We start from the raw sequence: 21,946 nt of genomic DNA on the forward strand, positions 1-21,946 counted from the left end.
AGCAGCGAGCCCGCGGCGACCACCAGCATCGCGCAGCCGAGCAGTGTGGCCGCGGCGCCCACCCCGACCGGTCCGGTCTTGATGACCGCCCGCAGGAAAAAGAACCCCGACGCGAGCACGATCAGCACGATGCCGATCGTGAACACGAACAACGCCCGACCACGGCGGCTGCGGTTCGAATGCCGCAATCCGGCCCATGACACCAGCGTCAACGCCAGCAGCACGTACAGCAGCGGCAGCAGCCACGGCAGCGAGTTGCCGCCGGAGACCAGGTTGCGGCGCAGATAATCTTGCGGCGACATCTCCGGCTGCTGTTCTGCGGAGAAGAAGGCCACCAGGCTCACAGCGGCGATGGCGCCCGCGACGCTGTACTGGGCGATGGCGATCTTGCGAATGGTGGCGGGCTTACGCCCTGAGGAGACGGTCGTGATCATCACGCAACTGCCCGCGGCGCAGGCGACCAGAGCGACCTGGCTCAGACCCATCGAGACGTTCGGCCAGCGCACCAGCGTGTCCAGCAGCAGCGTCAGCGGTTGCCAATTGAGAGCCGCCACCAATCCCAGGCTGCCCAGCGCCAGAATCATGGCGGTGCTCACCAGCGACTGCTTGTTGACGAGGGCCCAACCGATACGCAGGCCGGTGGCAAGTCCGAGAAGACCTGCGATCACCCAGATGATCAACCAAACGCCTCTCCGAGCCGAACCTGCACGATCGAGGAGCGGTCGGAGGGCAGCCTGCCGAGGCGGTAGATGAGCAGCGCCGCGAAATCCTCGGCCTCCTGCTCGGCGTCTTCACCGCTCGGCCCCATGCAGCCGGTGCGCTGGTTGAGCATGTATCCGATCAGCTCTGAGCTGGCGAACTCCGTCTCCTCGCGGGCGGCTTGGACGACGGGAATGCCCTCGTGGCCGAGGACAAGGTGGCCGAGCTCATGCGCCAACGTGCGGTCCCAGGCGGGCAGGCCCTTCTGGATGAGGAACACGTCTCGATCGGCGTACTGCCGCCATTGGCCGCACACGCCAGGAGGCAGATCCGACATCTTGAGTTCGATCGGCCGCTTGCGGTCCTCGCTTACCGCATCGACAAGGCGGGGCAACGAGATTTCTCCGCGTCGCGGAGCGAGATCGAGCACCGCGCTCACGGCGCGGGTGACGCGACGACTCGCAGGCATAACCATCCCCCTCTCGACGAGTCCACTATGCGCTGCCCGCCCCTGTTGAGGGGGGCAGTTTGTAGTACTACCTCATGAAACGTGCTGAGCCGCCGACTCGCACGGCGTGCCCCGCTTTTGCCTGCCGGTAACCCACCAATCCCCCTGCGCCCGTGAGCACCAGAATTCCGACGAGCCCCGGCACTGCCAAGGCTGCCAGCTGCGGTAATCCAGCGGTGCGCAGGTATTCGGTGTACCCGATCCGGTAGGACGAATTCGGTACTGCGACATTGCTGCCCACCTTCGCCGGCTGCGCGACACGTCCGGCGGGCGGCTCGGCGGTCACAGCGCGCGGCGCCGCGGGCGGCAGTCCGGCCGATGCGCCTCCGGCTCCCCCACCACCGGCGCCTGCACCGAGGGCGGCGGGCGGCACGACAATCACCGGCAAGACGATGGGCACCGCGGGCCCCGCCGGCGCTGCCACAGCGACCGCGCCTGCGCCTGCGCCGAGCACGGTGGGCCCGCCTGGCATTCCAGGCTGGCTCGGCTCTAGTTCGCCAGGCAGTTGCATGTGGGGGATCTTCGGCGGCTCGAAGCCCGGCAGCTGGACGATCGCGCCGCCTCCGCCGCCACTTTCAGGGAGGTTGGGTGGTTGGTTGCCCTGGCCGTCGCCCGGGCAGTTGCCTGGGTCGTCGCCACAGGGGTTCTTCGGGTCGTCCCCCGGCGGCTGCTCGTCGCCCTTCGGACCTTGGGGATTCTCCTTGCCCGGATCCGGCTCTTCGCCTTTCGGCGGATCCTTCTCATTGGGCCGGCCGTTTCCCCAGCGCGGTTGTGGCTGCTTGCGGAATTCACCCGCCGGCTTCCGGTCGTTTCCACCGGCCGTGCCCAGCGCTTGACGATTGGTCTGGCCCAGCGATTCGCCGCCCGTCCGGTCGTCCGAGGGACCGTAGCCGGGTTCGGGGTCCGCAAGAGCGATTGCGCTGCCGGCACCGCCCATGAAAAGGCCGGACGCTACGAGGCATGTCGACGCGGCGACACGTACACGCGAAGCCACTCGGTCACCACCTCTCGTGACGCCGCCCGAACAACCGTTGACGGTTGCGACGATTGTCGCACAATCCCTCGTTCGCGTTTGCTAGTGGCTGGAACCAGGCGCATTTCGGGGCGCGCAAGCGCCGGTCATCGCCCGAGCGATAGTGTTGTGCTGCGCCATCGCTGACACGAATGGCCGAAATGCCGACGAGATCACCGGGAAGGCGGCCGGGATGGGCCTGTTCAAGCGACGAAAAAGCCGCGCTACTCGGCGAGCTGAGGCCCGTGCCATCAAGGCGAAGGCGAAGCTGGAGGCCAGGCTCGCGGCGAAGAACGAGAACCGTCGCATGAAGGCCGCCCACAAGGCCGAGACCAAGGCGCTGAAGGCACAACTGCGGGCGCAACGGCAAAGCGACCGGACCGCGCTCAAGGTTGCTGAAACTGAGCTGAAGGCGGTCCGCGACGGCAAGCTGCTGTCTCCGGCGCGCATCCGCCGGTCGCTCACGGTGGCCCGGCTGCTGGCTCCGATCGTGGTGCCTCTCGCCTACCGTGCCGCGATGGCCGCCCGCGGACTACTCGATCAGCGCAGGGCGGACAGGCTGGGCGTCCCGCTCAGCCAGCTCGGCCAGTTCTCCGGGCACGGCGCCGGGCTGTCGGCGCGCGTTGCGGGAGCCGAGCAGACACTGCGACAGGTGGCCGAGAAGAAGCCCAAAGACCCTGAAACAAAGCAGTTCGTCACCGCCATGACGGATCGACTGACCGACCTGTCGGCGGCAGTGACCGCGGCGGAGAACATGCCGACTGCCAACCGGCGATCCACCCACGACTCCATCAGCCGGCAGCTCGACGGCATCGAAGCCGACCTGATGGCGCGCCTCGGCGTGGCCTGACCCGTCCGTGACAGCGCAGCCGAGCGCCACCGCAGCCCGTCTGCGCGGTACGGCTGCCGGGCTGCTGACCGCCGCGCTGGCAGTGGCCGCCCACGGTGTCGCCGACGGTGCTGCGCCGTCAGGCTCGGCCGTCGTACTGCTCGCCGTGCTCGCCGCGACGGTCGGAGGCCTGGCGGCGACGATCTCGCGGAGCGCCGATGTGCGCGTGCTGCTTGCTCTGCTGGCGAGCGGCCAAATCGTCGGCCATCTGATGCTCAGCGTGGCGGGCCACCACCATGACGAAACGACGTCGCCCGCTCCGGCGATGCTGGTCGCGCACGCTTTGGCGGTGGTCGCCGGAGCGGTCCTGATCGCCGCGGGCGACCGGCTCTGTCGCGCGGTGTCGCGAGTGGTTGAAGTGGCCACGCGCACCGTCCTTCCGCCGATACCGAGCCGGCCCGTCCTCGCCGCGGGCGCCGATCAGCCTATGCGGTCGTCCCTTCTCCTCGCCGCATCGATGTCACATCGGGGTCCGCCGGTCAGCCGCGCACGCTGACCGCCAGTTCCTCGACAACAAGAAAGTGACAATCGAATGCGTTTTTCACCAAGGGCGCGTGAGCGCGCCCTCATCACCGTTGCCTGCACAGGGGTAACACTGTCGATCGGCGTGGCGTCCGGCGCAGGGCCCGCATCGGCGCACGTCCATGCCGATGCCGACAATCCCGCACCCGGCGCCACTTCAGTGGTGACGTTCCAGGTGCCCGGTGAATCCGAAAATGGCGCGCTGACAACCAAATTGAGCGTCAAACTGCCCGACGTGGCGTCCGCGCGAACCGAGGTCATGCCCGGCTGGCAGGCCAGCCTCGACCGCGATACCGCGGCCGGCACCGTCCGCTCGGTCACCTGGACGGCCGACTCCAAGTTGGGAATTTCGTCGGACCAGTTCGCACTGTTCCGGGTGTCGGTGAAGCTGCCCGAGGGTGACAGCGTCGCCTTCCCCGCCACTCAGACGTATTCCGACGGCACGGTGGTGCAGTGGGACCAGCCGCCGCTGCCCGGCGGCGGTGAGCCTGACCACCCGGCACCCACGGTGAGCTTGACTGGTGCGTCGGCGACGGGAGTGGACGACCATGCGCCCACGGCGGCCAAGGCCGACAACACCGCGCGTTGGCTCGCGGGCGGCGCACTCGTGTTGGCCGCGGTGGGACTTGCCGCGGCGGTGATGTCTCGGAGGCGCACTTGACCCGGTCAGTCCGGCCAGCGTTCATCGCCGTCCTGGTGGCGGTGATGGCGCTGGCCGGCGCGCCCGTGGCCTCCGCGCACGCCGTCCGCGTCGCGACCGATCCCGCCGACAACGCCGCGCTTGCCCAGGGGCCGGCCCGGGTCAGCGCAACGTTCAACGAACAGTTGCAGCCGCAGTTCGCCGCGATGACCGTCGTGGGTCCCGACGGAAATCTGTGGTCCGACGGCGATGCGCAGGTGCAGGGCGCGGTCATCTCCGTCGGGGTGCGGCGGCTCGGGCCTGCAGGCGCCTACACAGTGAATTACCGGGTGACGTCTGCGGACGGCCACCCGGTGTCGGGTTCGTGGTCCTTCCGGCTCACGGTGGCCGCTGCAGGCACGCCGGGCCCCTCGGCAGCCAAGCCGGCCGATACCGACGGCGGCGGAATTCCGGTGTGGCCGTTCCTGATTGCGGGAGCGTTGATCATCGGCGGCGGAATCCTGTGGGCGGCACGACGAAAGACGTGACCCGGTGGCGGGCGGTGATAGGCGGTGTCGTCGTCGTGCTCGGCGCGTCGGCGGCGGCGTGGGCGTTGGCCTTTCCCCAAGCTGCGCCCGCCGCGACCGTAGTGCGCGCACTCGCCGACTGTGCGGCCGTCGTCACGCTCGGCCTTGCGGTGGTGCCGATGCTCGACACCGGCCGGTATCGGGACGAGCTGACGCGGCGGGCTGCCGGGCCCCTGGCGTGGGCGGCGGGCTTCTGGTTGTTCGCCGAACTGTGCAGGCTCGTCGTGGGTGCCGCCGCGGCGGCCGGGGTGCCGGTGACGCGGGTCGGCCTGACCACGACGGCGGAGTTCGCGTACGCGACGTCTGCCGGGCGATCCGGCCTGTTCAGTGCCGCGGCCGCCGGACTGGTGATGATCGTTGCGCTGGTCGCCGCCAAGACGCCGCCCGCAGCGGTCGCCGCCGCCGGGATCACAGCGGTCGGTCTGGTCGCGCGCACGATCGGTGGCCACATGTCGGCCAGCGCGTTCGGCGGTATCGCTGTCGCGATTCACGTTCTGGCGGCCGCGGCGTGGTGCGGGACGCTGGCGGCGCTGGTGTTGACGGTCGATCACCGTGGGCAGTGGGCGCGCGTGCTGCCCCGATTCTCCAAACTGTCGTTGTTGTGTGTGATCGCGTTGCTGGCCAGTGGTTTGACAGCCGCTCTCGCGGTACTGGACTCGGCATCGCAGTTGTTCACCACCGGCTACGGCCGCTTGCTGCTGGCCAAGATCGTTCTCACCGTGGTGTTGATGACGCTGGCCTGGCACAACCGCGCCCGCTGGCTGCCCGCGGCAAAGTCGCACCGGGTTACCGCCTACGTGTCACGATCCAGATCACTCACCGAACTGGCAGTCATGGCGGTGGCGTTGACCATGGCCGCAGCGCTGTCGGTCACCGGTTAGGGTTGAATGGCTGAGGACGAGACACTGCAAAGGAGCAGCCTGATGGCCGACCAGCAGGATCGACCGGACGAGAAACCCGAGGCTCCGCCGCCGACGCCGCCGACGCCGCCGCAATTCTCAGACGCCGCGTCGCGGGCCACCCCGCCGCCTGTTGAGCCGCCCGCGCCGCCTCCACCTCCTCCGGCCAAGAAAGCGCCCGCGAAACAAGCCAAGGCCGCCAAGAAGGCGCCCGCGAAGACACCCAAGAAGACACCCGCGAAGGCGGCCAAGAAGGCCCCGCCCGCCAAGAAGGCGGCGAAGAAGGCTGCCCCGGGGAAGGCGACGCCCCCTGCCCCGCCGAGAGTCGCACCCAAGCTGGCCGACACCAATGGTGATCGTAATCTCGCAGATGCGGCGAAAGAGGCTGCAGCACAAGCGAAATCGACTGTAGCCGCGGCGGGGAACCCCGTGAACGGCCCTGGCACAGTACCGCTGGTGGGACCAGAACCGTCGCGTGTGCCGCTCGCGGCGGCGATCGCCGCAGGCGTGCTGGCCATCCTGCTGGTGTTGGTCGCTCGCCGGCACGGTGACGACTGACGAATTACTTGCATCGACCGGTGAGCATCGAACCCCGTCCAACCGCCGACCTCGTCGACGACATCGGACCCGACGTTCGCAGCTGCGATCTGCAGTTGCGCCAGTTCGGCGGCCGGTCCCAATTCGCCGGCCACATCACCACCGTGAAGTGCTTCGAGGACAACGCGTTGCTGAAGTCGGTGCTTTCGGAACCCGGCGACGGCGGCGTACTGGTGATCGACGGCGACGGGTCGCTGCACTCGGCTCTCGTCGGCGACATCATCGCGGGCCTGGGCGTCGACAACCGCTGGGCGGGCCTGATCATCAATGGCGCGGTCCGCGACGCCGCCACGCTGAGCACACTGGATATCGGTATCAAGGCGCTCGGCACGAATCCACGCAAGAGCGCGAAAACCGGCGACGGCCAACGCGATGTGGCCGTCGAGTTCGGTGGCGTGGTCTTCGTGACGGGTGAGATCGCCTACAGCGACGACGACGGGATCGTCGTCGTCACCGCAAGCTGACGATCAGGCCGAAGCCGGCACCGCGACACGGTGTTTGGTGAAATGCAGCGCCTCTTCGTCGACCTTGCCGTGGCGGATCATCCGCATGTCGAAGAGGTAGTTCTGCTTGAGTCGCCACGGTGCCCGTGATCCGGACTTCGGCAGCAGGTGCATCGACCGCTTGAAGTAGCCGGGCTCGAAGTCCATGAACGGCAGCGCTTCCACGCTGTCGCCGGGGTGCTGGGCCTCGACGCGGTCGAATCCGTTGTCATCCATGTAGTTCAGCAGCCGGCAGACGAACTCGGAGACCAGATCCGCCTTCAGCGTCCACGACGCGTTGGTGTACCCGAAGGTCATCGCGAAGTTCGGGATGCCGGAGAACATCAGGCCCTTGTACGTCATCAGCGACGTCAGGTCGATCGCCTGGCCGTTCTTCGTCGGTTCCAGGCCGCCGAGTAGCTGCATGTTCAAACCCGTTGCGGTGACGATGATGTCGGCCTGTAGTTCCTCGCCGGATGCCAGTTTGATGCCGGTCTTCGTAAACCGTTCTATCGAATCGGTGACGACATCGGCATGGCCTTTGCGGATCTGCTTGAAGATGTCGCCGTTGGGGGCGAGGCACACCCGCTGATCCCACGGCTTGTAGCTCGGTACGAAGTGCTTGTTGTAGTCGAAGCCCTCCGGCAGCCTGCGCTCGCCCATCTTGCGAAGGGCCTTTTTGAACACGTTCGGAAAGTTCCTGGCCAGCTGGTACTGCGCCGAACTCTGCAGGATGGCCTTCCAGCGTGTCGCCGCATACGCCGCCTTTTCGGGGAGCCACTTGTCGACCTTCGAGACGAAGGGGTCGCGGTCAGGCATGGCGGCGATGTAGGTGGGCGTGCGCTGAAGCATGGTGACGTGGCCCGACCCGGACTTGATCAGTGCCGGAATCAGGGTCACGGCGGTGGCGCCACTGCCGATGACGACGATCTTCTTGCCCTGGTAGTCGAGGTCCTCGGCCCAGTGCTGCGGGTGCACGATCGGGCCCTCGAAGTCTTCTGAACCGGGGAAATCGGGCGAGTAGCCCTCGTCGTAGTTGTAGTAGCCGGTGCAGCCGAACAGGAAGGCGCAGCTGATCTCACGCTGCTCCCCGTCGGATTCGACACGCAAGGTCCAGCGGTTATCGGCATCGGACCAGTCGGCGGCGACCACGTGCTGGCTGAACCGCATGTGCTTGTCGATGCCGTTCTCTGAGGCGGCTTCCTTCAGGTAGTTCAGAATCGACGGCCCCTCAGCGATCGCCTGCTCCGACATATACGGCTTGAACCGGAATCCGAGCGTGTACATGTCGGAGTCCGAGCGCAGGCCCGGGTACTTGAAGAGATCCCAGGTGCCGCCGAGATTCTCGCGTCGCTCCAGGATCATGTAGCTCTTGTCGGGGCAGCGGTTCTGCAGATGCCAGGCCGCGCTGATTCCCGAGATGCCCGCTCCGACGATGACGACGTCGACAAATTCAGTCATGGTGTAAAGCTATCAACGCCGTGTCGAATTAGTCAACAGTATGTTGAAACTCTCGACGCTGTGTAAAGTAACGGGGGTGACGATCGCCAGCCAACCCCGCGCGGCCCGCGGCCGCCGTGCCGGTCGGCCGTCCGGCGACGACCGTGAGCTGGCAATTCTCGAAACCGCAGAGCGTCTCCTCGAGGAGCGCCCATTTGCAGAGATTTCGGTTGACGATCTGGCAAAGGGAGCCGGGATCTCACGGCCGACCTTCTACTTCTATTACCCGTCCAAGGACGCGGTACTGCTGACGCTCCTCGATCGGATCATCGCCGAGGCCGACGAAAGGGCCGACGCCGCGCTCGGCCCGATGGATACAGCAGTCGATCCGGCCGGCGTCTGGCGCGCCATCAACGCCCTGTTCGAGTCGTTCAGCAACCACCGGGCCGTCATGATCGCGGGTTCGGCCGCTCGGCCGACGAACGCCGAATTGCACTCGATGTGGTCGATCTTCATGCAGAAGTGGATCGACTACACGGCGGATTCCATCCAGGCCGAACGCGACCGCGGTGCGGCGCCCGTCACCATTCCCGCCAGGGATCTCGCGATTGCACTCAATCTGATGAACGAGCGCACGATGTTCGCAGTCCACGCAGCCGAGAAGGATTCGGTGAACCGCGACCGCATCGTCGACACGCTCGCGCACATCTGGGTGAGCAGCATCTACGGCAAAGCGCCGTAACTGTCGGACACTGATGCGAACATATGTTCGTGTCAGGTGCGCGGCTCGACCAGGCTCAGTCGGCGGCGATCCTGCACGCTGATCTCGACTCCTTCTACGCATCGGTCGAACAGCGTGACGATCCCGCGCTGCGCGGCCGGCCAGTGATCGTCGGCGCGGGCGTCGTGCTCGCGGCGAGTTACGAGGCGAAGGCCTACGGCGTGCGCACCGCGATGGGGGGACGCCAGGCCAGGCAGCTGTGCCCGCACGCGCTCGTCGTGCCGCCGCGTATGAGGGCCTACTCGGAGGCCAGCGATGCGGTGTTCGACGTCTTCCATGACACCTCACCGGTAGTGGAGCCCCTCTCGGTCGACGAGGCTTTCCTCGACGTGTCCGGCCTGCGCCGGGTCTCGGGCACGCCGGTCGAGATCGCCGCCCGGCTACGGGCCCAGGTGCGCGACCGCGCCGGGCTGCCGATCACCGTCGGCATCGCGCGCACCAAATTTCTCGCCAAGGTGGCCAGTCAGGAAGCCAAACCCGACGGCCTGCTGCTGGTTCCACCCGACCGCGAGCTGGCCTTTCTGCACCCGCTGCCGGTGCGCCGACTGTGGGGTGTCGGCGCCAAGACCGCGGAGAAACTGCACGCCCACGGCATCGAGACCGTCGCCGACGTCGCCGAGCTGGGCCAGTCGACGCTCGCCTCCATGGTCGGCGGTGCGATGGGCCATCAGCTGTTCGCGTTGTCGCACAACATCGATCGGCGCCGCGTGGTGACGGGTGTGCGGCGCCGCTCGGTCGGCGCGCAGCGCGCCCTCGGGCGACGCGGCAACACCATGTCGGCGGCCGAGGTCGACGCCGTCGTGATCAACCTCATCGACAGGATCACCCGACGAATGCGCACGGCAGGGCGGACGGGCCGAACCGTGGTGCTGCGGCTGCGGTTCGACGACTTCGGCCGCGCCACCCGGTCGCACACCATGCCGCGCGCAACGGCATCGACCGACGTCGTTCTCGAAGCTGCCCGAGACCTCGTTGCGGCGGCCGCCCCGTTGATCGCCGAGCGGGGCCTGACGCTGGTCGGTTTTGCAGTCTCCAACATCGACCGCCAAGGCGCGCAGCAGTTGGAGTTGCCCTTCGAAGTGAGCCCACTCGCGTGCTGGGGACACGCAGACGCCGTGGCACTCGATGACGCCGTCGATGAAGTACGCAAGCGCTACGGCAACTCGGCGGTCACCCGCGGCGTCCTCGTCGGCCGCGACCCTGGCCTTGAGATGCCGCACCTGCCCGACTAAACAAGCTGAGCGGTCCACGGGCTACGTTACGAGGCCGTCCAGTCGAGCAGCTTCTCGGCTGTCCACGTGTTCACGATTCGGTCCACAGGCACCTTTGCCTCCAGCGCGCGTTGCGCGCCGTAACCGAGGAATTCCAGCTGCCCCGGCGCATGCGAGTCGGTGTCAATCGAGAACAGGCATCCGATCTCCAGCGCCAGATCCAACAACCTGGTCGGTGGGTCGCGGCGCTCCGGCCGCGAATTGATCTCCACCGCTGTGCCGTTGTCGCGGCATGCGGTGAACACCTTCTCCGCGTCGAACTTCGACTCCGGCCGCATCCCGCGGCCGCCCGTCACCAATCGGCCCGTGCAGTGGCCGAGGACGTCGGCGTGCGAGTCCTCCACGGCCCTGAGCATCCGCCGCGTCATCGCGGGCCTGTCCATCGCGAGCTTCGAGTGCACGCTGGCCACCACGACGTCGAGTCGCTCGAGCAGCTCGGGCTCCTGATCGAGTGCGCCGTCCTCCAGGATGTCGACCTCGATACCGGTGAGGATGCGCAGCGGCGCAACGGCTTCGCGCAGTTCGTCGATCACCTCGAGCTGCTTGCGCAGCCGCTCCGGCGACAGCCCGTTGGCGATCCGCAGGCGCGGTGAGTGGTCGGTCAGTGCACAGTACTCGTGGCCCAAATCCCTTGCGGCCAACATCATCTCCTCGATCGGCGCTGACCCGTCCGACCAGTTGGAGTGCACATGCAGATCGCCGCGCAGCGCTGCCCTGACATCACCACCACCGAGATCCGCAGCGCTCGAACGCAATTCAACCAGCGCTTCCGGCTCTCCGCCCGCCCAGGCCTGCGCGATGACCTTCGCCGTCTTCGGTCCGATGCCTGGCAACGTCTGCCAGCTGTTCGCGGCGCCGTGGCGGTCACGCTCCGTGTCGCTGAGCGCCTCGACGATGTCGGCCGCGTTGCGGTAGGCCATCACCCGCCGCGAGTCCTCGCGCGCCCGGTCCTTGTAATACGCAATCTGGCGCAGAGCGACGACCGGATCCATGCCTCCAGTGTGCCCGGTCAGCCGAGGCGCCAAGCGGGATCGCGTCCGCTCATCGCGATGACTCGATCAAGGTCTGGTGCGTCGGGTGGAATGGGCACCGCCGCCGCGAACATTCCCTCGGTGCCGGACGCATCGAACTGGGCGAGGTGAGCAAGGCAGGCGTGTGTGGTGGCCGGGTCGCAGTCGTAGGGCGTGGCGACCGCGCGGGCAACGTCCCAACCGTGGATGACGACCTCGGCCAGCGCGACCGACCCCATGACTTCGGCGGGCAGTTCGATGCCGCCCGCCCTGGTCATGCCCTGCCACGCCGTCGGGTCCTTCCACGCTGCGGCCAGTGCTTCCAGTCGCTGCGGATAGGCGGTGCGCCAGTCGCCGTCGATTTCGGCGCCGTCGGTGGGGGCAGTGTCGGTCAACGGGCCGAAATCCTTGTGCGCCGCCGCGGTGAAGGCCTGCGCCAGCATGCCGATATGGGCGATCAACTCGTGGAGACGCAACTTCTCGCACGGTGTGGGCTGGTCCAGGTGTTCATCGGTGACGCATGCCAGTACATCGGCGGTGCGCTGGCAGGCGGGGCTGATATCGGTCATGCCGGTACTGACCGCAGCGACGCCACAAACTCATCGGCCCCGCAGCGGCTTCGTGGCTCCGTGCACGAGGGCGCGGATCTGGTCTTCGACGGCGCCGCCCGCAAAGAACAGCATCTCGTCGTCGGTCCGCAGAACGTCATCGGGTTGCGGCAGCATGACCCCGCCGTCGCGGATCACGATCGCCAAAGCGGTGTTCTCCGGCAGCACGATGTCGCGCACCCGCTTACCGACCATCGGATCGTCCTCGGGCAGCTTCAGTTTCGCCAAGCTCACCTGCCCCTGTCGCAGTTCCATCAGTCGCACCAGATGACCGATGTCGATGGCACCTTCGATCGCCGCCACGAGGGCACGGGGCGCGGACACCGCGACATCGATGCCCCACGCCTCGCTGAACAGCCACTCGTTGCGGGCGTCGTTGACCCTGGCCACCACCCGCGACACACCGAACTCCGTCTTGGCCAGCAGCGAGGTGGTCAGGTTCGCCTTGTCGTCGCCCGTCGCCGCGATGACCACGTCGCACAGTTGAATCCCGGCCTCTTCGAGCGAGACCAGCTCGCACGCGTCGGCCAGCAGCCAGTCGGCGCCGGGGACCGTCTGCGGTTCGTAGTGACGAACGTTGTTCTCGATCAACAAGATCTTGTGGCCGTAGGCGAGCAGTTCCGTGGCGACGGACCGGCCGATCGCGCCCGCGCCCGCGATTCCGATCCGCATCGTCTGACGCGCGTCCGCGGTTTTCGACGACTCATCGGACCGCCGCCTGAATCGGAACACAACGTCATACTGACCCATGCGCTGCCCTACTGGTTAACTGCGGGGTGAAATGAGTTTGCAGCAGCTGTATCTGGTTCTGCTGGCCGGCGGACTGGTGCTGCTGGCCAGCATCGTGGCCACCCGTGCGGCAACCACGGTCGGCCTACCCAGCCTGCTGTTGTTCCTCGGCGTCGGCGTCATCGTCGGCGAAGACGGGCTCGGGCTCCACTTCGAGAACTATCTGCTCGCCGACCACCTCGGCACGATCGCGTTGGCCATCATCCTGATCGAGGGTGGTCTCACGACACGTTTCTCCGACATCCGGCGAGTGTTGGCACCGGCAGGCATGCTGGCCACTCTCGGCGTCGGGGTCAGCATGGTGATCACGGCCGCAGGGGCTCACCTGCTGCTCGGGATGGACTGGCAGATCGCCCTGCTTCTCGGTGCGATCGTGTCGTCCACCGACGCCGCCGCTGTGTTCTCCGTGCTGCGCGTCGTACCGCTGCCCAAGCGTGTCGCCGGACTGCTCGAGGCGGAGTCCGGATTCAACGACGCGCCTGCCGTCATCCTCGTGCTGATGTTCTCCGCCACGCCGCTGGAACTGTCGCCGGTGCACGCCATCGGTGAACTGGTCTACGAGCTGGGTGTCGGCGCCGCGATCGGTCTGGGGTGTGGGTTGCTCGGGTCAGTCGCATTGCGGCGCATCGCGCTTCCGGCATCAGGGCTGTATCCCCTCGCGAACTTCGGGCTGGGGTTGGTCGCGTTCGCCGCGGCGGGCAGCGCGCACGCGAGCGGCTTCCTCGCCGCTTATCTCGCCGCGGTCGTGCTCGCCAACTCCGGGCTGCCGCACCGCTCGGCCACCCGGTCATTCGCGGAGGGCCTCGGCTGGCTCGCACAGATCGGCCTTTTCGTCCTGCTCGGCCTGCTGGTCGACCCCAGCGACCTCGGCAGCGAGATCGTGCCCGCGATCGTCATCGGGCTGGTTCTGCTGTTGGTCGCCCGTCCCGCGTCCGTCGTCATCTCCCTCGCCGGCTTCCGCGTGCCATGGAAGGAGCAGGTCTTTGTGTCGTGGGCCGGGCTGCGCGGCGCGGTTCCGATCGTGCTCGCGACGTTCCCGATCGTCGAGGGCGTGCCCGATGCCATCCGGCTGCTCAACATTGTCTTCATCCTGGTGGTGGTATTCACCTTGCTGCAGGGTCCGAGTCTGCGCACGCTGGCTCACCGATTGGGACTCATCTCGAAGGAGGCCACCCGAGAAATCCAGGTCGAGGCCGCGCCGCTGGACGTCCTGGAGGCGGAACTGCTGACGATGACGGTGCACTCGCCGTCGCGGTTACACGGCGTGACCGTGCTCGAACTGCGGTTGCCCGACCCCAGCGTGATCACGCTGATCATCCGGGGCGGTCACACGTTCGTCCCCCAGCCCGACACCCGGATCGCGGCGGGCGACGAGTTACTCATCGTCACAACGCCGAGGACGCGCACGGCCGCCGAACGCAGGCTGCGTGCGGTGAGTCGGCGCGGCAAGCTGGCCTACTGGTTCGACGAATTCGGGGAGCCGGACTGACCCGAGCTCACAGCCCACGATCAGCCCCCTGGACTAACCTCGATGTAGTGCGATTCGCCTTCAAGACATCCCCGCAGAACACCGCTTGGCACGACATGCTTGCCGTCTGGCAGGCCGCCGACGACATCGACGTCTTCGAATCCGGCTGGACGTTCGACCACTTCTATCCGATTTACTCCGATCCCGCCGGCCCATGCCTCGAGGGCTGGACGACGCTGACCGCGCTGGCGCAGGCCACCAAGCGTCTGCGCGTCGGCGTAATGGTCACCGGCATCCACTACCGCCATCCCGCAGTGCTGGCCAATATGGCCGCGGCGCTGGACATCGTGTCCGGCGGCCGGCTCGAGTTGGGCATCGGCGCGGGCTGGAACGAAGAGGAGTCCGGCGCTTACGGGATCGAACTCGGCTCCATCAAGGAACGCTTCGACCGCTTCGAGGAGGCGTGCGAGGTGCTCACCAGCTTGTTGAGCAAGGAGACAACGACTTTCGACGGCAAGTACTACCAACTCAAGGATGCGCGCAACGAGCCCAAGGGTCCGCAGCGGCCACACCCGCCGATCTGCATCGGCGGCAGCGGCGAGAAGCGCACCCTGCCGCTCACCGCGAAATACGCCGACCACTGGAATTTCGTCGGCGGACCACCTGAGGAGTTCGCACGCAAGCGCGACGTGCTCGCCGCCCGATGCGCCGACATCGGCCGCGACCCGCATGAGATCACCCTGTCCGCGCACGTCCGGCTGGAACCCGATCTCGATTACGCCAAGGTCGTTCACGACGCGGGTTCCCTCGGTAAGGAGGGATTGGACCTCGCGATCATCTATCTGCCGCCGCCGCACGATCCCGGCGTGCTCGAACCGTTGGCCGAAGCGATCAGGGATTCCGGGCTGACCAGCAAATTCAACTGACGATAACGAAAATATAACGTTCCGGCAAAGAATCGGTGACGAGACGACGTCACGTCGTCTTTTAGGGGGTGTGTGGGTTGCTAGTAGCCGAAGCGAAGAAGCTCGTCGGCGGTGACCAGGCGCTCAGCCTTGGCCGGGTATTCACGGCACTTCACCGGGTGTCGGAGAAGTGACCAGGCGATTCGACTCATCCGGGAACGGGACAGCGGGTTGAGGTACACGTCGATCACTCCTGCGGTATAGCAATTGCTGAGCTGAGGCACTACGTTACCGCAGCGTCCTCACCAAGTCATTAGATACCCGACAACTGGCAAACAGTTTTAGGCGCGCCGATCAATCATCAGATGATTTTATTGATGCAGAAGTGGCAGATGTTGTTTAGCCGATGTACACGTCGCGCAAGGTGACGGTCCTCAGCCGACGCTCGCGGATGAGGTCGACGAGGCGTCCGTAGACGTGCGTGACCGGCTTATGGTTGAGATGCCCGATCACGATCGCGCCCGGCGTGAAGTACTTGTCGGCCATCTTCACGATCTCGTCCGCCGGGATAACCACGTGGTCCTCCAACGAACCCGACCAGAGCGTGTCCGCGGTGTATCCGAGTTCGCCGGAGATCTTGTCGACGTTCGCGTCGTGCGCACCGTACGGCGGCCGGAAGTAGGGCCGCGCGTCGGTGCCGTAGGCCTTCCAGAGGAAGTCGTGCGTATGCCGAAGTTCTTCTGCCACAGCGGTCAACGGCAACTTCGTCAGGTCCGGATGCGACCAGGTGTGGTTTCCGAGCTGGATCTGCCCGCTGTCGACGAGCGGCCGCAGGAGCGCCTGGTTCTCGGTCCACGAGCGGTAGACCCCGTTGACGAAGTACGTCAGCCGGACCCCGGTGTCCCGCGCGAATTCGGTGTAGAGCCGCACCACGTCGCTGCTCACGCCGTCGTCGACAGTCAGCGCCAGCAGGTCGCCGTCATCAGGCAGGCTGCTGAGCACACCGCCGCCCGGCAGCGGGATCCGGGCCGCCCGTGGCGGAGGCGGCAGAAGCGCGGGCGGTTGTTCGACAGCGACCGGCGTGGCTTCGGCGACCCGCGGTTGGGCGCCCGTGCTACACCTGGTCAGGCCCATCGCCCCGACCGTCACCGCGGATAGCGCAACCAGGAAGTGGCGCCGATCCAGAGACATGGCCACAACTGTCCCGCCAGCGGTCGCAAATACCCTGCTTTTGCAGGCGTGTCGCGCGTCTAGCGCTGAGGGACCGCCGTGGGCTTGATCGGCGCAGGTAGCGCGGTCCGGCCCATGAGGTACCGGTCGACGCCCGCCGCGGCGGCCCGGCCCTCGGCGATCGCCCACACGATCAGGGACTGTCCCCGGCCCATGTCGCCCGCGACGAAGACGCCGGACACCGACGTGGAGAAGTCCGGATCCCTCGCGACGTTGCCACGATCGGTGATCTCGACGCTAAGGGCGTTGAGGAGGCCTTCCCGCTCCGGACCGACGAAGCCCATCGCGAGCAGCACCAGGTCGGCCTCCAGCTCGAATTCCGTGCCGTCCAGCTTCTCGAACTTGCCGCCCGCCATCTTCACCTCGTGGCCGCGCAGACCCGTGACCTTGCCGTCGCGGCCGATGAACTCCTCGGTGTTCACCGAGTACACCCGCTCGCCGCCCTCCTCGTGGGCGGACGACACCCGCAGCATCAGCGGGTAGACGGGCCACGGCGTGGAGTCGGCACGCGACTCCGGAGGCCGCGGCATGATCTCGAACTGGTGCACGCTTTCGCAGCCTTGGCGGTGCACGGTGCCGAGGCAGTCGGCACCGGTGTCGCCACCGCCGATGATGATGACCCGCTTGCCTTTTGCGTGCAGCGGCGGCAGTCCGTCGTCGTCGGTCACCGGGTCGCCCTGCTGCACCCGGTTGGCCCACGGCAGGAACTCCATCGCCTGATGTATGCCGTCCAGGTCGCGGCCGGGGATCGGCAGATCCCGCCACGCCGTCGCGCCGCCCGCCAGCACCACCGCGTCGAACTCGGAGCGCAGCTGCTCGGCGGTGATGTCCACGCCGACATTGACACCGGCGCGGAACTGGGTGCCTTCGGCCGTCATCTGCTCCAGACGACGGTCGATGTGGCGCTTTTCCATCTTGAACTCCGGGATGCCGTAGCGCAGCAGTCCGCCGATGCGGTCCTCACGCTCGAACACCGTCACCGAATGACCGGCGCGGGTGAGCTGCTGTGCGGCAGCCAGCCCGGCCGGGCCTGAGCCGACGACAGCGACCGTCTTGCCCGTCAGCTTGTCCGGGGGCAGTGGCACAACCCAGCCTTCACCGAACGCGTTGTCGATGATCTCGACCTCGACCTGTTTGATGGTGACCGGATCCTGGTTGATGCCCAGCACGCACGATCCCTCACACGGTGCGGGACACAGCCGGCCGGTGAACTCCGGGAAGTTGTTGGTGGCGTGCAGCCGCTCGATCGCATCGCGCCAGCGGTCGCTGCGTACCAGATCGTTCCACTCAGGGATCAGATTGCCCAGCGGACACCCGTTGTGGCAGAACGGGATACCGCAGTCCATGCAGCGCGTGGCCTGCTCCCGCAGCGCATCGTGGGAGAAGTCCTCGTAGACCTCCTTCCAGTCACGCAGACGCAGCGGGACCGGCCGGCGGTGCGGGGTCTCGCGCTTCGTGTACTTGAGAAAGCCTCTGGGATCAGGCATTCGCGGCCGCCATGATCGCCGTGTCGACATCCTCGCCGGACTTCTCGGCTTCGGCGATCGCCTGCAGTACGCGCTTGAAGTCGCGCGGCATCACCTTGACGAAGTTGCGCACCTGGTTGTCCCAATCGGTCATAATGCGTTGCCCGACGGCGGAATCCGTGGCATCGACGTGCGCGGTGATCATGGAGCGCAGGAAGTCGACGTCCTCGTCGTCCATCTCGTCGAGATCGACCATCTCGGCGTTGAGATTCTCTGCGAGGTTGCCGTCAGCGTTGTAGACGTAGGCCACCCCGCCGGACATCCCCGCCGCGAAGTTGCGGCCGGTGGCACCGAGGATGACCACCTTGCCGCCGGTCATGTACTCGCAGCCGTGGTCGCCGACGCCCTCGACCACCGCGTGCGCGCCGGAGTTGCGCACCGCGAACCGCTCGCCCACGACACCGCGCAGGAACGCCTGCCCGCTCGTCGCACCGAACAGGATCACGTTGCCCGCGATGATGTTCTCCTCGGCGACATAGTCTTCCGGGGCGTCGTCCGATGGACGCACCACCAGCCGACCACCGGACAGGCCCTTGCCGACGTAGTCGTTGGCGTCGCCGTACACCCGCAGCGTGATGCCCTTCGGTACGAACGCGCCGAAGCTGTTGCCCGCCGATCCGTCGAACGTGATGTCGATGGTTCCATCGGGAAGACCCTGACCGCCATAGGCTTTGGTGAGCTCATGGCCGAGCATGGTGCCGACGGTGCGGTTGGTGTTGGCGATGGTCGTCGAGAACCGGACCGGGGTGCCCGAGTCCAGCGCCTCCCGGCACATCACGATGAGCTGCTGGTCGAGCGCCTTGTCGAGGCCGTGATCCTGACGCGAACTGCAATACAGGTCCTGATTCATGAACGCGGATTCCGGCTCGTGCAGCACAGGGGCCAGGTCGAGTTTGTGGGCCTTCCAGTGCTCGGCGGCCTTCGTGGTGTCCAGCGCGCCGACCTGGCCGACCATCTCGTTGACGGCGCGGAAGCCCAACTGCGCCATCATTTCCCGCACTTCCTCGGCGATGAACAAGAAGAAGTTCTCCACGAACTCCGGCTTGCCCGCGAAGCGCTTGCGCAGAGTCGGGTTCTGGGTCGCGACACCGACGGGGCAGGTGTCGAGGTGGCAGACGCGCATCATGATGCAGCCGGACACCACCAGCGGCGCGGTGGCGAAGCCGAACTCCTCGGCGCCGAGCAGCGCGGCGACCACCACGTCGCGACCGGTCTTGAGCTGACCATCCACCTGCACGACGATGCGGTCGCGAAGACCGTTGAGCAGTAGCGTCTGCTGGGTCTCGGCGAGCCCGAGCTCCCATGGCGCGCCCGCGTGTTTCTGAGACGTCAGCGGCGTGGCTCCGGTCCCGCCATCGTGGCCGGAGATGAGCACCACGTCGGCGTGCGCCTTGGACACCCCGGCCGCAACGGTGCCGACGCCGTTCTCACTGACCAGCTTCACGTGCACGCGGGCCTGCGGATTGGCGTTCTTCAAGTCGTGGATCAGCTGCGCGAGATCCTCGATCGAGTAGATGTCGTGGTGCGGCGGCGGCGAGATCAGCCCGACACCCGGCGTCGAGTGCCGCACCTCGGCCACCCACGGGTACACCTTGTTACCCGGAAGCTGGCCACCCTCACCGGGTTTCGCACCTTGGGCCATCTTGATCTGGATGTCTGTGCAGTTTGTGAGGTAGTGGCTGGTCACTCCGAAGCGAGCCGAGGCCACCTGCTTGATCGCGCTGCGGCGCCAGTCGCCGTTCTCGTCATGCTCGAATCGTTTGACGTCTTCACCGCCCTCGCCCGAATTCGACCGGCCGCCAAGGCGGTTCATCGCGATCGCCAAAGTTTCGTGCGCTTCGGCGGAGATCGAGCCATAGCTCATCGCGCCGGTGGAGAACCGCTTGACGATCTCGCTCGCGGGCTCGACCTCGTCGAGCGGGATCGGAGTGCGGATGCCGTCCTTGAACTTCAACAGGCCGCGCAGCGACGCCATCCGCTCGCTCTGGTCGTCGACCAGTGCGGTGTACTCCTTGAAGATCGAATACTGCCCGGTGCGCGTCGAGTGCTGCAGCTTGAACACGGTGTCCGGGTTGAAGAGGTGGTACTCGCCCTCCCTGCGCCACTGATATTCGCCGCCGACCTCGAGTTCGCGATGCGCCCACTCGTCGGGCCGGTCCAGGTAGGCCAGCGCATGCCTGGTGGCGACGTCGTTGGCGATGTCGTCGAGGTCGATACCGCCGACCGCGCAGTTCAGGCCGGTGAAGTACTCGTCGAGGAGCTGCTGCGAAATGCCGATGGCCTGGAACAGCTGCGCGCCGGTATAGGACGCCAACGTCGAGATGCCCATCTTGGACATCACCTTCAGTACACCCTTGCCCGCCGCCTTGACGTAGTTGGCCTTGGCGGTGTCACTGCTGATGCCGGTGATCGCGCCGCGGTCGACCATGTCCTCGATGGATTCGAAAGCCATGTAGGGGTTGATCGCGGCGGCACCAAAGCCGACCAGTGCGGCCATGTGGTGTACCTCGCGGGCGTCACCCGCCTCCACCACGAGCCCGACCTTGGTACGGGTGCGGTCGCGAACAAGATGGTGGTGCACAGCCGCCACGCTCAGCAGCGACGGGATCGGCGCCATCGACTCGTCGGATTCCCGGTCGGACAACACGATGATGCGCGCGCCGTCCCGGATCGCCTCCGACACCTTGGCGCGGACGTTGTCGAGTGCCTCCCGCAGCCCCTGACCGCCGCGGTTCACCGGATAGAGACAGCGGATCACCGCCGCGCGCATCCCGTGCTTGTGGCCGCGGATCTCGTGGTCGGGGTCGACGCACATCAACTTCGACAGCTCGGCGTTGCGCAGGATCGGGTTGGAAAGCACGATCTGCCGACACGACTCGGCGTCGGGGTTGAGGAGGTCGCCTTCGGGTCCGACGGTGCCTGCCAGGCTGGTAACCACCTCTTCGCGGATCGCATCCAAGGGCGGGTTGGTGACCTGGGCGAACAGCTGCTGAAAATAGTCGTAGAGCATCCGCGGCCGCTCCGACAGCACGGCGACCGGGGTGTCGGTGCCCATCGAACCGAGCGGTTCGGCTCCGCTGCGCGCCATCGGCGCCACCAAGAGGTTGAGCTCCTCGTAGGTGTAGCCGAAGATCTGCTGGCGCAACACAACCCGGTGATGCGGCATGCGGACGTAGTCGCCGGGCGGGAGCTCATCGAGGTGGAACAGGCCAGCATCGAGCCACTCCTGATAGGGGAGCTCGGCGGCGAGTTCGGCCTTGATCTCCTCGTCGTCGACGATGCGGCCCTGCGCGGTGTCGACGAGGAACATTCTGCCGGGCTGCAGACGCATCTTCTTCACGACGGTCGACGGGTCGAGGTTCAGCACGCCTGCCTCCGACGCCATCACCACCAGGCCGTCCTCGGTGACCCAGATCCGCGAAGGGCGGAGGCCGTTGCGGTCCAGCACCGCGCCGATCACTGTTCCGTCGGTGAACGTCATCGACGCCGGGCCGTCCCACGGCTCCATCAACGACGCGTGGTACCGGTAGAACGCCCGGCGCGCCGGGTCCATCGACTCGTTGCGTTCCCACGCCTCCGGGATCATCATCAGCACGGCGTGCGGGAGGCTGCGCCCGCCGAGATGCAGCAACTCGAGCACCTCGTCGAAGCGCGCGGTGTCGGATGCGCCGGGCGTGCAGATCGGCACCACCTTGTCGAGATCGGCGCCGGAGCCGAAGATGTCGGTCTTGATCAGCGCTTCGCGCGCCCGCATCCAGTTCTCGTTGCCGGTGACGGTGTTGATCTCGCCGTTGTGTGCGATCCGGCGGAACGGGTGGGCCAGCGGCCATGACGGGAACGTGTTCGTGGAGAACCGCGAATGCACGATGCCCAGCGCGCTGGTCAGCCGGTCGTCCTGCAGATCGAGGTAGAAGGCCTTCAGCTGCGGCGTGGTCAGCATGCCCTTGTAGACGAATGTCTGACCCGAAAGGCTTGGAAAGTAGACGGTTTCGCGGCCAGGACCGTCCTGGCCCGGCCCTTTCGTCCCGAGTTCGTGCTCGGCCCGCTTGCGCACTACGTATGCGCGGCGCTCCAGGTCCATCCCCGAGGCGCCCGTGATGAACA

General features: G+C 66.7%; 21 protein-coding genes and 1 pseudogene. 11 read left to right on the plus strand and 11 right to left on the minus strand.

Annotated features, from left to right (window positions below; all coding sequences use genetic code 11):
• The 3 genes and pseudogenes from QOC76_RS11015 to QOC76_RS11025 form a co-directional block, all read right to left on the minus strand.
• Positions 1–680, minus strand: a pseudogene (locus QOC76_RS11015) (hypothetical protein); the annotation flags it as partial.
• Complete coding sequence (locus QOC76_RS11020) at positions 677–1,168, minus strand: ImmA/IrrE family metallo-endopeptidase (RefSeq protein WP_526356872.1); 492 nt, start codon at positions 1,166–1,168, stop codon at positions 677–679. The gene QOC76_RS11020 and the pseudogene QOC76_RS11015, both read right to left, overlap by 4 nt.
• A 67-nt stretch (positions 1,169–1,235) precedes the next feature.
• Positions 1,236–2,201 (minus strand): hypothetical protein, encoded by a 966-nt coding sequence (locus tag QOC76_RS11025; RefSeq protein ID WP_526356873.1) that lies wholly within the window; start codon positions 2,199–2,201, stop codon positions 1,236–1,238.
• A gap of 211 nt (positions 2,202–2,412) precedes the next feature.
• Between QOC76_RS11025 and QOC76_RS11030 the strand changes: the two genes are divergently transcribed.
• Genes QOC76_RS11030 through rraA form a run of 7 tightly spaced genes read left to right on the plus strand, consistent with a single transcriptional unit; the run spans position 2,413 to position 6,796 of the window.
• Complete coding sequence (locus QOC76_RS11030; protein ID WP_526356874.1) at positions 2,413–3,069, plus strand: DUF6474 family protein; 657 nt, start codon at positions 2,413–2,415, stop codon at positions 3,067–3,069.
• A 7-nt stretch (positions 3,070–3,076) separates the two neighbouring features.
• A complete protein-coding gene (locus QOC76_RS11035) occupies positions 3,077–3,604 on the plus strand; it encodes a hypothetical protein (protein WP_526356875.1) in 528 nt (175 codons plus the stop codon).
• Between the two features lie 36 nt (positions 3,605–3,640).
• Positions 3,641–4,291, plus strand: coding sequence for a YcnI family protein (locus tag QOC76_RS11040; RefSeq protein ID WP_526356876.1), 651 nt, complete (start codon positions 3,641–3,643; stop codon positions 4,289–4,291).
• A 44-nt stretch (positions 4,292–4,335) separates the two neighbouring features.
• Complete coding sequence (locus QOC76_RS11045) at positions 4,336–4,797, plus strand: copper resistance CopC family protein (RefSeq protein ID WP_526356889.1); 462 nt, start codon at positions 4,336–4,338, stop codon at positions 4,795–4,797.
• Positions 4,794–5,717, plus strand: coding sequence for a CopD family protein (locus QOC76_RS11050; protein WP_526356877.1), 924 nt, complete (start codon positions 4,794–4,796; stop codon positions 5,715–5,717). Before QOC76_RS11045 ends, QOC76_RS11050 begins: the two co-directional genes overlap by 4 nt.
• A 42-nt stretch (positions 5,718–5,759) precedes the next feature.
• Positions 5,760–6,293: a hypothetical protein gene (locus QOC76_RS11055; protein ID WP_526356878.1), complete on the plus strand. Its 534-nt coding sequence runs from the start codon at positions 5,760–5,762 to the stop codon at positions 6,291–6,293.
• A gap of 20 nt (positions 6,294–6,313) precedes the next feature.
• Positions 6,314–6,796 carry a ribonuclease E activity regulator RraA gene (rraA, locus tag QOC76_RS11060; RefSeq protein ID WP_526356879.1) on the plus strand — a complete coding sequence of 161 codons (483 nt, stop codon included), beginning with the start codon at positions 6,314–6,316 and terminating at the stop codon, positions 6,794–6,796.
• A 3-nt stretch (positions 6,797–6,799) separates the two neighbouring features.
• On the opposite strand, the gene QOC76_RS11065 is transcribed toward rraA, so the two are convergent.
• Entirely contained in the window at positions 6,800–8,275 is a 1,476-nt protein-coding gene (locus QOC76_RS11065; RefSeq protein ID WP_526356880.1) for a flavin-containing monooxygenase, read from the minus strand.
• 76 nt (positions 8,276–8,351) lie between these two features.
• Here QOC76_RS11065 and QOC76_RS11070 point away from each other — a divergent pair, with 76 nt between their 5' ends.
• Together QOC76_RS11070 and dinB are read left to right on the plus strand one after the other, a co-directional pair.
• Positions 8,352–8,996 carry a TetR/AcrR family transcriptional regulator gene (locus tag QOC76_RS11070; protein WP_526356881.1) on the plus strand — a complete coding sequence of 215 codons (645 nt, stop codon included), beginning with the start codon at positions 8,352–8,354 and terminating at the stop codon, positions 8,994–8,996.
• 23 nt (positions 8,997–9,019) lie between these two features.
• Complete coding sequence (gene dinB, locus QOC76_RS11075; RefSeq protein WP_526356882.1) at positions 9,020–10,267, plus strand: DNA polymerase IV; 1,248 nt, start codon at positions 9,020–9,022, stop codon at positions 10,265–10,267.
• 26 nt (positions 10,268–10,293) lie between these two features.
• Here the strand turns inward: dinB and QOC76_RS11080 are convergent, their stop codons facing one another.
• The 3 genes from QOC76_RS11080 to QOC76_RS11090 are packed head-to-tail and all read right to left on the minus strand — an operon-like array spanning position 10,294 to position 12,596.
• Positions 10,294–11,298 (minus strand): PHP domain-containing protein, encoded by a 1,005-nt coding sequence (locus QOC76_RS11080; protein ID WP_526356883.1) that lies wholly within the window; start codon positions 11,296–11,298, stop codon positions 10,294–10,296.
• A gap of 17 nt (positions 11,299–11,315) precedes the next feature.
• A complete protein-coding gene (locus QOC76_RS11085; protein ID WP_526356884.1) occupies positions 11,316–11,885 on the minus strand; it encodes a TIGR03086 family metal-binding protein in 570 nt (189 codons plus the stop codon).
• A gap of 30 nt (positions 11,886–11,915) precedes the next feature.
• The gene (locus tag QOC76_RS11090) at positions 11,916–12,596 is read right to left on the minus strand and encodes a potassium channel family protein (protein ID WP_526356890.1); all 681 of its coding nucleotides are present in this window, start codon (positions 12,594–12,596) and stop codon (positions 11,916–11,918) included.
• 109 nt (positions 12,597–12,705) lie between these two features.
• Here QOC76_RS11090 and QOC76_RS11095 point away from each other — a divergent pair, with 109 nt between their 5' ends.
• Together QOC76_RS11095 and QOC76_RS11100 are read left to right on the plus strand one after the other, a co-directional pair.
• Complete coding sequence (locus QOC76_RS11095; protein WP_526356885.1) at positions 12,706–14,202, plus strand: potassium/proton antiporter; 1,497 nt, start codon at positions 12,706–12,708, stop codon at positions 14,200–14,202.
• Positions 14,203–14,249: 47 nt separating this feature from the next.
• Positions 14,250–15,107 carry an LLM class F420-dependent oxidoreductase gene (locus QOC76_RS11100; RefSeq protein ID WP_526356886.1) on the plus strand — a complete coding sequence of 286 codons (858 nt, stop codon included), beginning with the start codon at positions 14,250–14,252 and terminating at the stop codon, positions 15,105–15,107.
• 80 nt (positions 15,108–15,187) lie between these two features.
• Here QOC76_RS11100 and QOC76_RS11105 read toward each other — a convergent pair whose 3' ends face one another.
• From QOC76_RS11105 to gltB, 4 genes are all read right to left on the minus strand, one after another.
• On the minus strand, positions 15,188–15,370 hold the full coding sequence (locus tag QOC76_RS11105) for a hypothetical protein (protein ID WP_526356892.1): 183 nt from the start codon (positions 15,368–15,370) through the stop codon (positions 15,188–15,190).
• A gap of 115 nt (positions 15,371–15,485) precedes the next feature.
• The gene (locus tag QOC76_RS11110; RefSeq protein WP_526356891.1) at positions 15,486–16,271 is read right to left on the minus strand and encodes a polysaccharide deacetylase family protein; all 786 of its coding nucleotides are present in this window, start codon (positions 16,269–16,271) and stop codon (positions 15,486–15,488) included.
• Between the two features lie 65 nt (positions 16,272–16,336).
• On the minus strand, positions 16,337–17,803 hold the full coding sequence (gene gltD, locus QOC76_RS11115; RefSeq protein WP_526356887.1) for a glutamate synthase small subunit: 1,467 nt from the start codon (positions 17,801–17,803) through the stop codon (positions 16,337–16,339).
• Positions 17,796–21,946: glutamate synthase large subunit (gene gltB / locus QOC76_RS11120; protein WP_526356888.1), on the minus strand; the 4,151-nt coding region annotated here is incomplete at its 5' end. The genes gltB and gltD, both read right to left, overlap by 8 nt.

The sequence above is a fragment of the Mycobacterium sp. genome (genome assembly GCF_032159565.1).
In the GTDB taxonomy this organism is placed as follows: Bacteria; Actinomycetota; Actinomycetes; order Mycobacteriales; family Mycobacteriaceae; genus Mycobacterium.